Source organism: bacterium endosymbiont of Bathymodiolus sp. 5 South (genome assembly GCF_900128535.1).
Taxonomy (GTDB): Bacteria; Pseudomonadota; Gammaproteobacteria; order PS1; family Pseudothioglobaceae; genus Thiodubiliella.
In genome coordinates, this window is sequence record NZ_FQTR01000343.1 from 1 (window position 1) to 1,149 (window position 1,149).

Annotated in this window: 1 pseudogene; it reads right to left on the reverse strand. The window is 45.7% G+C overall.

Features of this window, described 5'->3' with window-relative positions:
- A pseudogene (locus tag BBROOKSOX_RS11360) lies at window positions 1-1,149 on the reverse strand (hypothetical protein); the annotation flags it as partial.

Here is a 1,149-nt window from a genome sequence, read left to right on the forward strand (position 1 = left end):
TAAATCTTGATATAGCCTTTGTCAGTGGGTACGCTGGATGTGTTTCCGCCTCCAGTAAATGAGTCACCCCACACCGTGATTGAACCATCAGCTTTAAGGGCAGCAAAGGAATATGCAGTTGAATAAATCTTGATATAACCTTTGTCAGTGGGTGCGTTTGCGCCTCCAGAATCTGGATCATCCCACACCTTGATTGAACCATCGGCTTTGAGGGCGGCAAAGGCAGTTGCAGTTGAATAAATCTTGATATAACCTTTGTCAGTGGGTGTGTTTTCACCTCCAGAATCTGGACCACCCCACGCCTTGATTGAACCATCGACTTTAAGGGCGGCAAAGGCGTTATTAGTTGAATAAATCTTGGTATAACTATTACCAGAGGGTGCACCAGAACCCCCATGACCCGAATTACCCCATGCCACGATTGATCCATCGGCTTTAAGGGCGGCAAAGGCAGTATCAGTTGAATAAATCTTGGTATAGCCATTACCAGAGGGCGCACCTATGCCTCCAGAATTTGAATTACCCCACGCCGTGATTGACCCATCGGCTTTAAGGGCGGCAAAGGCGCCATTAGTTGAATAAATCTTGGTATAGCCATTACCAGAGGGCACACCTGTATCTTCATAACCCCATGCCGTGATTGACCCATCGGCTTTAAGGGCGGCAAAGGCATGTCCATTTGAATAAATCTTAGTATAGCCATTATCAGAGGGCGCACCTGTGCCTCCATGACTTAAACTACCCCACGCCACGATTGACCCATCGGCTTTAAGGGCGGCAAAGGCATATAAATTTGAATAAATCTTGGTATAGCCGCTCTCAGAGAGCGCACTTGTGCCTCCATTATTCGAATTACCCCACGCCATGATTGAACCGTCGGCTTTAATGGCAGCAAAAGCCGTCTTATTAGCATAATTTGGCACATTATTAAACCCACCAAAATCATTCTGAGCACTAGAATAATCTACCTCAGCAAAATGCAAAGAACCAACACCCATAACCTGAACTTCTGCTAGAGAGAGATAGTCACTGTCAAGCAACTGGATTCTAACATAGCGACCTTGTTTGCCTGATGCGTCTAATTGAATGATTTTTCTAGGATTGGGTGCAACATGAAAGTCTTGTTGATAAGTGTGGGTGCTGAAGTCT